General features: G+C 69.7%; 10 protein-coding genes. 4 read left to right on the top strand and 6 right to left on the bottom strand.

All coding sequences use genetic code 11. The annotated features are described in order from the left end of the window. Positions 1 to 170: 170 nt before the first annotated feature. A complete protein-coding gene (locus tag LWW96_RS16780) occupies positions 171 to 983 on the bottom strand; it encodes a siderophore-interacting protein (RefSeq protein ID WP_291489001.1) in 813 nt (270 codons plus the stop codon). A gap of 68 nt (positions 984 to 1051) precedes the next feature. On the opposite strand from LWW96_RS16780, the gene LWW96_RS16775 reads away from it, so the two are divergent. Continuing rightward, entirely contained in the window at positions 1052 to 1501 is a 450-nt protein-coding gene (locus LWW96_RS16775; protein WP_291489000.1) for a MarR family transcriptional regulator, read from the top strand. Between the two features lie 212 nt (positions 1502 to 1713). Here the strand turns inward: LWW96_RS16775 and LWW96_RS16770 are convergent, their stop codons facing one another. Both LWW96_RS16770 and alr read right to left on the bottom strand, forming a co-directional pair. Then, complete coding sequence (locus LWW96_RS16770) at positions 1714 to 2595, bottom strand: hypothetical protein (protein WP_291488999.1); 882 nt, start codon at positions 2593 to 2595, stop codon at positions 1714 to 1716. A 119-nt stretch (positions 2596 to 2714) separates the two neighbouring features. Further along, positions 2715 to 3836, bottom strand: coding sequence for an alanine racemase (alr, locus tag LWW96_RS16765; RefSeq protein ID WP_291488997.1), 1122 nt, complete (start codon positions 3834 to 3836; stop codon positions 2715 to 2717). 160 nt (positions 3837 to 3996) lie between these two features. Here alr and lplT point away from each other — a divergent pair, with 160 nt between their 5' ends. The 3 genes from lplT to LWW96_RS16750 all read left to right on the top strand — a co-directional run bounded on the left by lplT (position 3997) and on the right by LWW96_RS16750 (position 6955). Next, positions 3997 to 5301 carry a lysophospholipid transporter LplT gene (gene lplT, locus LWW96_RS16760; RefSeq protein ID WP_291488995.1) on the top strand — a complete coding sequence of 435 codons (1305 nt, stop codon included), beginning with the start codon at positions 3997 to 3999 and terminating at the stop codon, positions 5299 to 5301. A gap of 194 nt (positions 5302 to 5495) precedes the next feature. Beyond that, entirely contained in the window at positions 5496 to 6389 is an 894-nt protein-coding gene (locus tag LWW96_RS16755) for a DMT family transporter (RefSeq protein ID WP_291488993.1), read from the top strand. 74 nt (positions 6390 to 6463) lie between these two features. Beyond that, on the top strand, positions 6464 to 6955 hold the full coding sequence (locus LWW96_RS16750; RefSeq protein WP_291488991.1) for a glutathione peroxidase: 492 nt from the start codon (positions 6464 to 6466) through the stop codon (positions 6953 to 6955). A gap of 28 nt (positions 6956 to 6983) precedes the next feature. On the opposite strand, the gene LWW96_RS16745 is transcribed toward LWW96_RS16750, so the two are convergent. The 3 genes from LWW96_RS16745 to LWW96_RS16735 all read right to left on the bottom strand — a co-directional run. Next, positions 6984 to 7718: a YafY family protein gene (locus LWW96_RS16745; protein WP_291488989.1), complete on the bottom strand. Its 735-nt coding sequence runs from the start codon at positions 7716 to 7718 to the stop codon at positions 6984 to 6986. Positions 7719 to 7781: 63 nt separating this feature from the next. Beyond that, the gene (locus LWW96_RS16740; RefSeq protein WP_291488987.1) at positions 7782 to 8267 is read right to left on the bottom strand and encodes a GyrI-like domain-containing protein; all 486 of its coding nucleotides are present in this window, start codon (positions 8265 to 8267) and stop codon (positions 7782 to 7784) included. 119 nt (positions 8268 to 8386) lie between these two features. Beyond that, positions 8387 to 9059 (bottom strand): ProQ/FINO family protein (locus LWW96_RS16735; protein WP_291488985.1); only part of this gene is annotated, 673 nt, incomplete at its 5' end.

Below are 9059 nucleotides of genomic sequence, written 5' to 3'. Positions count from 1 at the left end.
GCCGTGTGCATCTGCGGTCTCGGGCAGTCTGCTGCGTTGCAAATCCTCGCAATAGCTGCGGCTATTGCTGCGTTTTGCGCCTTGCAGCCCCTCCCGATCCGCAGCGCACACTTGCCGCTCGATTTGTGCAGAGGATCCCTAGGTACTCACGTACCGCCGATTTCTCAGGTTCACTGGACTAAGTCTTCGTGGTGGTCAGCGGCGCCTCGCTTCCAGTAGGCGGAGATGCGCATGCGCTTGGCGTCCACACCCGGCTTGGCGAGGATGGCGCGGCGCACGGCGGCCATCTCGCTGTGCTCGCCTGCGGCCCAGACAAAACCCGCACCGGGCGGCAGCGCCAGGGCTTCCACGGCGGCAGGCAGCGCGCTCACCCATTGCAGGTCGAGCTGTGCCGCACTGACCAGCACGCGCTGGTCGGCCGGGTTGCGCACCTGGATGCGCACGGTGGCCTGGGTATGCGCGGGCAGTTCGGCCAGGCGGCGAGCGATGGCGGGCAGAGCGGTTTCATCTCCCAGCAGCCAGTGCCAGTCAAACCCGGTGGGCACCACCATGCTCCCGCGCGGCCCGGCAATGCCCACCCACTGGCCGACGGCGGCGCTGGCAGCCCAGTCGGTGGCGGGGCCTGCGTCGTGCAGGGCCACTTCGATGTCCAGCTCGCCGGTGGCGGCGTCGTAACGCGCTGGGGTGTAGTCCCGCAGCACGGGGCGGGGATCGGGAAAGACGGGTCGGCCGTCCTGCAGCGACGGCAGCGAGGGGCGCTCCTGGCCCGGCTGGGGGAGGATGAGCTTGAGGTGGTCGTCAAAGCCCGCGCTCACAAACCCCGCCAGCTCAGGGCCGGCCAGGGTGAGCCGCACAAAGCCTGGGCTGACGGTGGTGCGCCGCACCACCTGGAGGTGGCGGGCTTGCAACGTGTGGCGTATGCGTTCGACGGAAAGGTGCGCAGCGTCGGTGCGAGGGGATGCGGCAGGCAGAGGTGCGGTCATGATCTAAAATGTTGATTTAATCAACCAATCATCCGCGCATTGGTTGATATTGTCAACCATAATCCGCCATGACCACCCACGCACCCGCCGATGTCTTTGAAGCCATGCACGACCTGCTGCATGTCTACCGGGCGCACATGGTGCGCACCATGGCCGCCATCCACCCCGACCTGACGCACAACGAAGTGCGGGCGCTGATGTTTGTCGGCCGCCACCCCGGCACCACGCAACGGGAACTGGTGGCCCACAGCGGCGCCGACAAGGCGCAGGTGGCGCGCATGGTGGCGGTGCTGCAGGACAAAGGTTGGTTGGAAAGTGCGCCGAATACCGAGGACAAACGCAGCCGCTGCCTGCGCCTGAGCGCCCAGGGGACAGCCTTGCACGCTGCATTGCGAAATGCCCGCCGGGATGTGGCCGCCTCGCTGCTGGCAGGCTGCGACAAGGCCACGCGGGGCCAACTGCTCGCCCTGCTGGCGCAGGTGCGCCGCCAGGTGGATGCGGCGGGCAATGTGGAATGAGCGCACCGCTTAGCATTTAAGCCAATTTGGCCCCAAGGGATGCTCTGCACGAATCGAGCGGCAAGTGGGCACTGCGGATCGCCCGCCCGAGTCCGCAGATGCCCACGGCGCGGGGATCGCGCAGAGGCTCCCTAGCGCTTATGCAGTCAGCGCAAGCAGCTATCAAAACACTAGCATTTCTGCGGCGGAACGTGCACCCCGCCGCCCACGACTCAGAGCGCGCGCTGGATCACCCGCACCGCCTGGGGCAGCGAATGCGCCTGGGGCAGGAAGTGGTCGATGGTGACGCCGAGCAGCACAGCACACAGCAGCGCCCCCAGCAGCGGCTTCCAGGTCAGCCGCACGGCGGCGCCCAGCCATCCTTCGCGCTCCACGCCCACGGCCGCGCGGGCGGTGGCTACCGAGAACGCCAGCTCCACCGCCACGGTGAGCAGCACATCCCAGCCGAAGAACAGCATGGCCAGCGAGCCGGCGCCCAGGATGACGGCGGCGCCGATGAGGAAGATGGCGACCACCGGCACCACCACCACGGCGCCCTCGTCGGCGCTGCCCAGCGCATCGGCCGCGCCGCCCGCCAGGTCGCCCAGCACGCTGGAATCACTGGCGGAGCCTCCCACCGACAGGTTCGGCGAACTGCCGGGCCCAAACTCGCCCGAGGCCCCGCCGCCCCCGAAATTGCCGCCGCCGGTGCGGGGCAGCGGCACCTGGCCATTGCCGCCGCCCGGCGCTCCCCGGCTGGGCCAGGGCAGGTCGACCACGTCAGTCAGGTCGGCGGCGTCCAGGCTGCCCTCGTCACTGGCGCGCTCTTGCCGCACCAGCCGCGCCGCCCAGGCGCGCAGCACCAGCAGATAGCCCGCGTAGCCCACCGACAGGGTGATCAGGTAGCGCAATGCCAGCGAATCCACACCCAGCACCATCTGCAGGTGTGAGGTGGCCCACATCAGCAGCAGGGTGAAGCTGCCGATCAGCAGGCCGTGCCAGCGCAGGCTGTAACGCTGCTGCAGGGTGCGGGCCACGGTGCCGTGGTGCGGCATGCGCACCGAGCGCCAGGTGGAGGTTTTGGCCGGCTTGCGGCGGGAGGGGTTGGAAGCCATGGGGTCGGACACGGAGTTGCGGGCCGCGGGCCCAGGCGCGCATTTCACACCAGTTTGCGGCCGCCGGCGCCGCTGCGGCGCGCTTCAGAAGCCCGGGCGTGAAAAACTGCGCGCCGCCGTCACCCCTGCACCGCCACCGCCACCCGCGGCGCCACGGCGCACATGAGCTCGTACCCCACGGTGCCCGCGGCCTGGGCCACCTCGTCGATGGGCAGCACCGCGCCGTGGCTGGAGCGGCCCCACAGCGTCACTTCGCTGCCAAAGCCGAAGTCGGTGCCCAGCTGCAGGCCGCGGTCCAGCAGCGGGGTGAGGTCCACGGTGACCATGTCCATGCTCACGCGGCCCACCAGGCGGGTGCGCACGCCGTTCACCAGCACGGGCGTGCCGGTGTCGCAGTGGCGCGGGTAGCCGTCGGCGTAGCCGCAGGCGGCCACGCCGATGAGCAGCGGCCCGTCGGCCGTGAAGCGCGAGCCGTAGCCCACCGTGTCGCCCGCCTGCAGGTGCTGCACGCCCAGCAGCTTGGTGGACAGCGTCATGGTGGGCTGCACCTGCCAGTGGGCGGCATTGTGCTCGGGGAAATCCGGCGCGCTGCCGTAGAGCACGATGCCGGCGCGCACCCAGTCCGAGCGCAGCCGGGCATCGCCCAGGTGGCGCAGGGTGGCGGCGCTGTTGGCCACGCTGCGCTCGCCGGGCAGGTCCTGCGTGACTTCGTTGAACACCGCGATCTGGTGGGCGATGCCGCGGGGGCCGTCGGCGTCGCTGAAGTGGGTCATGAACGAGATCTCGTCCACCTGCGGCAGCGCGTTCAGGCGCGCCCAGGCGGCGCGGTAGCGCTGGGGCGTGAAGCCCAGCCGGTTCATGCCCGAATTCATCTTGAGGAACACGCGGTGCGGCACCTGGGTCTTGTGCGCGGCCAGCATGTCGATCTGCTCGTCGCAGTGCACCGCGTGCCACAGCGACAGGCGCGAGCACAGCTCCAGGTCGCGCGGCTCGAACACGCCTTCGAGCAGCAGGATGGGGCCGCGCCAGCCCAGGTGGCGCACCCGCTCGGCCTCGGCCAGGTCCAGCAGCGCGAAGCCGTCCGCGCCACGCAAGCCTTCGTACACGCGCTCGATGCCGTGGCCGTAGGCGTTGGCCTTGACGACAGCCCAGACCTTGGCGTCGGGCGCGGCGCGGCGCACGCGCTCCAAGTTGTGGTGCAGTGCAGCAGTGTGGATGGTGGCGTGGATGGGACGGGGCATGGAGGGGGCCAGAGGAAAAATGCGAAGGATTTACCGGGGAATACGCGCAGGATTCTGGCACTGCCGCCGTTTATCCGCGTGATATAACCGTCCGTCCTCTGCCCACGGTCCCCACATTTAACAGGGCATCAGCCGAACTGATGCTCCTACCAGCCATTCGATGAAGCGCGGTTTCTACACCATCATGTCGGCGCAGTTTTTCAGCTCGCTGGCCGACAACGCACTTTTCGTCGCCGCCGTGGAACTCCTGCGCACCGAGGGCGCCCCCGAATGGCAACGCGCCGCGCTGGTGCCGATGTTCGCGCTGTTCTATGTGGTGCTGGCGCCGTTCGTGGGCGCCTTTGCCGATGCGCTGCCCAAGGGCAAGGTCATGTTCATCAGCAATGCCATCAAGGTGGTGGGCTGCCTGATGATGCTGTTCGGCTCGCACCCGCTGATGGCGTACGCCGTGGTGGGCCTGGGCGCCGCGGCCTACTCGCCGGCCAAGTACGGCATCCTCACCGAATTGCTGCCCGCGTCGCAACTGGTCAAGGCCAATGGCTGGATCGAGGGGCTGACCATCGCCTCCATCATTTTGGGCGTGCTGTTTGGCGGCCAGCTGGTGGGCCACCACCTGTCGGGCATGCTGCTGAGCTTTGACTTTCCCATGATCGACACCGGCGTGGACACGCCGGCAGAGGCCGCCATTGCCGCGCTGATCGCGGTGTACGCCCTGGCCGCCTGGTTCAACACCCGCATCCCGCACACCGGCGTGGAGATGCGCCCGCTGGGTTCGGACCCGAACCGCAGTGCCGTGGCCAATGCCCTGGGCCTGCTGCCGGACTTCTGGGCCTGCAACAGCCGCCTGTGGCGCGACAAGCTCGGCCAGATCTCGCTGGCCACCACCACGCTCTTCTGGGGCGCGGGCGGCAACCTCAAGTTCATCGTGCTGGCCTGGGCTGCCGTGGCCCTGGGCTACAACACCACCCAGGCTTCCGCGCTCACCGGCGTGGTGGCCATCGGCACGGCCGTGGGCGCCGTGGTGGCCTCGATGCGCATGCGCCTGGACATGGCCACCCGGGTGATTCCGCTGGGCATCGCCATGGGGCTATTGCTGATCCTGATGGTGTTCATCCGCAACATCTGGGTGGCCATTCCGTTCCTGATCGTGCTGGGCGGCCTGGGCGGCTACCTGGTGGTGCCCATGAACGCGCTGCTGCAGCACCGCGGCCACAACCTGATGGGCGCGGGCCGCTCCATCGCCGTGCAGAACTTCAACGAACAGGCCTGCATCCTGGGCCTGGGCGCGTTCTACAGCCTGTCGCTCAAGCTGGGGCTGTCGGTGTTCGGCGCCATCGTCACCTTCGGGCTGGTGGTGGCCGGCATCATGTGGGTCATCCGCCGCTGGCACCAGCGCAACTGCGTGAACTACCGCGAGGAAGTGAACCACCTGCTGGACATCGCGCGGCACGACCAGCACCACTGACGCCCCCTGCGTCGCCTTCGGCACCTTCCCCCGCAGGGGGACGCCACCGGCGGCCCGGCAAGGCCGGTTCCCCGGTGGCACGGGTCTGGGACGTGCCCATCTCGTGCGCCGGGTGCGCCGCCGAGCATCTTTTGCTACCTTTTCAATAGCTGCCAGCGCTTGCCCATCAAGCGCTGGAGCGCATTTTCGTTGTAATGCAATCCGCCCTACCCTTCGCCGCCCTGCTGTTCAACGCCTTCGTCTGGGGCCTCGCGTGGTGGCCGTTCCAGCACATGCACCGCGCAGGGCTGCACCCGCTGTGGGCCACGGCCGGCATGTATGCCGTGGTGCTGCTGGTGCTGCTGGCCTGGCGCCCGGGCATCGTGCGGCAGCTGCGCGCGCACCCGCAGCTGTGGCTGCTGGCGCTGGCCTCGGGGCTGAACAACGTGGCGTTCAACTGGGCGGTGACCATTGGCGACGTGGTGCGCGTGGTCCTGCTGTTCTACCTGATGCCCGCCTGGGCCGTGCTGCTGGCCTGGAAGGTGCTGGGCGAGCGCCCCACCGCGCCGGCCCTGCTGCGGCTGGCCCTTGCCTTCGCCGGGGTGGTGCTGGTGCTGTGGCCGGGGGATGCCCGCGCATCGCGGCTGCTGCAGAACCTCTCGCTGGCCGACGGCCTGGCCCTGCTGGGCGGCTTCATGTTCGCGGTGACCAACGTCACGCTGCGCCGCCTGCACGCCGTGCCCGGGCCGGCGCGCATGGTCGCCATGTTCGGCGGCTGCATGCTCATGGCGCTGGCCGTGGCCCTGGCCGGGGGACGGGCGGGCGTGGTCGATGCGTTCCCGGCGTTCAACGCCACCTGGGCCATCACCGGCCTGCTGCTGGCGGGGCTGCTGCTGCTGGGCAACTGGGCCCTGCAGTACGGGGCCGCGCGCCTGGCGGCAGGGACCACGGCCCTGGTCATGCTGTCGGAGGTGGTGTTCGCCAGCGCCTCGTCGGCCCTGCTGGGCGCGGCCACGCTCACCCCGCGCACGGTGCTGGGCGGCGCGCTCATCCTGCTGGCCTCGCTGCTGGCCGCGCTGCAGTTCCGGAGCCGGGCGAGCGCCTCCTGAAAGGCTGGGGCGGCTGCGCCGCGGCGCCGCCAGCGCTACCATGCACCCTCATTGCCCCACCAGGAGCCCGCACCATGCCCGGCAGCCTCTACGACTTTGACGCCCAGCAGATGAACGGCCAGACCGTGCCCTTGTCGCAGTACCGCGGCAAGGTGCTGCTGATCGTGAACACCGCCAGCGCCTGCGGCTTCACGCCCCAGTTCGGCGGCCTGGAAGCGCTGCACCAGCAGTACGCCGGCCAGGGCCTGGTGGTGCTGGGCTTTCCCTGCAACCAGTTCGGCGCGCAGGACCCCGGCAGCAATGAAGAGATCGCGAGCTTCTGCCAGCTGAACTACGGCGTGAGCTTTCCGATGATGGCCAAGATCGACGTGAACGGCCCCGAGGCCACGCCGCTGTACCGGTGGCTCACCGCCGAGGCCCCGGGCCTGCTGGGCAGCAAGGCCATCAAGTGGAACTTCACCAAGTTCCTGGTGGGCAAGGACGGCCGCGTGATCCGCCGCTATGCGCCCCAGGACGCGCCCGCCAAGCTGGCGGGGGATATCGAGGCTGCGCTAGCGCAGCCCTGACGGCAGCAGCCAGCGGCACCGGACGCGCTCAGGCATTGAGCCCCGGCGTCTGCGCCGGCCCCCACTCCGGCGGGCACGATCCCATCTCCGCCTCCACCTTGCGCAGCATGTCGGCCAGGGTCTTGCCGGGCTCCTGGCGGAACTGCTCGTCCAGCACCACCAGGTCCACGATGCGGTCGATGCGAAAGCCCCGGAAGTCGCCGCGCAGTTCGCACCAGGCCGACAGCGTCCAGACCTTGCCCCAGTAGAAGCAGCCCAGCGGGCGCAGGCGGCGTTCGCTGGGGCGGCCCTGCACGTCGGCATAGCGGATCTGCACGACGTGGCGGCTGTGCACGGCCTCGCGCAGGGACTGCAGCGTGGCCTGCACGCGCGGCTCCAGCCCGACGGACGGCGCGTACAGCGCCTGCGCCTCGGCCGCCACGCGCGCGGCGGGCGGGAGCACGGACAGGATCTTGCCCAGCGCCCCCTCCACTTCGCGCGCCAGCCCGGCGTCGAGCCAGGCCTGCGCCAGCCGCGCGGCCGCCACCAGGGCGTTGGCCTCGCCCTGGCTGAACATCAGCGGCGGCAGCTCGAAGCCCGCGCCCAGGCGGTAGCCCACACCGGCTTCGCCCTCAATGGGCACGCCCTGGTGCTGCAGGTCCGCCACGTCGCGGTAGATGGTGCGCTGCGAGACTTCGAGCCGTTCGGCCAAAAAGGCCGCGGTGGACAGGCGCCGCCCGCGGATGAGCTGGACAATCTGGAACAGGCGGTCGGCGCGGCGCATGCGGTTGATCGTGGTGTTTTTGGCCGCTAGCGCTTGTTCAGCAAGCGCGAACAGCTATTAAATTTATAGCATTACACCCACATGAATGGCCACCTGGTCCGGGCCTTCGTAGGCCTCGAAGTCGGTGGCAAAGCGGCGCCGGCACTGGGGATTTTCGGCAAAGTAGCGCCACACGCGCAGCCAGGTGTCGATGACCATCTGCGGCATGTCGCCTTCGCCGTGGAACACCAGGTAGCCGCCGGGCTGGATGTCGACCCGGCGTGCATCCGGCACCGCCAGGGTGCCGCCGGGCTCGGCCACGGCCACGCCGGCGGTGACGTCGAAGGCGCCCTGTTCGTCGGACTCATAGGCGCTGTACACGCCGAAGATCCGGCCGTCGCCGCCGCGCGCGGGCAGCTGGCGTTCCCAGCTCTGGCTGAAAAACCGGTTCCACAGGCCGCCCAGGCGGGCGATGGCGGGGTTGCGCTCGTCGCTGTTGCGCGTGCGCACGGCAATGCCGGCCACGCTGAACGCGGGAATCTGGACGAGGACGGGGGACGGCGGGGTCAAGGGCGGCTCCTCTCTCTGGACGGTGGTGGACGCCGGCTTGCCGGCCGGCCGAACGTGTGCGAGGAAAGGATGGTGCCGCTCGGCTGCTGACAACGCCATGTCAGCAGCCTGGCACCCGGTCAGCCCGGCTGCGGGGCCGTCCGCGCAGCGGCCAGGCGGCGCGCCCGCTCGATCTGCTGGCCCACCGCGCGCGGCGCCAGGCCGTACATGTCGGCAAAGGCCTCCAGCGTCTGGCCGCTGGCTTCGAAGGCGCGCAGCAGGGCCTCGTCCTTGGCGTTGCGGGCCGCCCACTCGGCAAAGGCTTCCTCCAGGATGGCATTGGCGGCCTCGTCGCGGCTTGCCACCCGCTCGGCATAGGCCTCGCGCGTGAGGCCCGAGGCCTCGAACGCGGCGATCATGCGGTTGCGCAGCTTGGGCAGCAGCTCGTCGTCGGGCACGGTGCGCGTCTTGCTGTTCTTCTTGCGGCGGTAGACCTCCAGCAGCGCGTGGTGCACGTGCTCGGGCGCCATGGCCTCCACGGGCTGGCCGGCAAGGTCATGCCGCTTCTCGCCGGCGGCCACGCTCTGCAAATAGCGCGTGGAGCGGGTGTGCAGGCCCAGGGCGACCTTGAGCGCCTCGCGGTCAAAAGCCTCGGGATGCGCGGCCAGCAAGTCCTGGAAGATGCCGCGCTTGAGCGGGCGGAACACCGCGCCGAACAGGTGCGGGTACAGGCCGGCCAGCTGTTCCAGCACCGGGTGCGCGCGGCGTGGTGCCTGCGGCGCGCCTGCAGCGCTGGGTGCGGCATCCGCCCCG

Source organism: Acidovorax sp. (assembly GCF_021287135.1).
Taxonomy (GTDB): domain Bacteria; phylum Pseudomonadota; class Gammaproteobacteria; order Burkholderiales; family Burkholderiaceae_C; genus Acidovorax.
The sequence above is the reverse complement of the archived record's forward strand: the minus strand, read 5'-3'. Positions and strand labels throughout refer to the sequence as shown.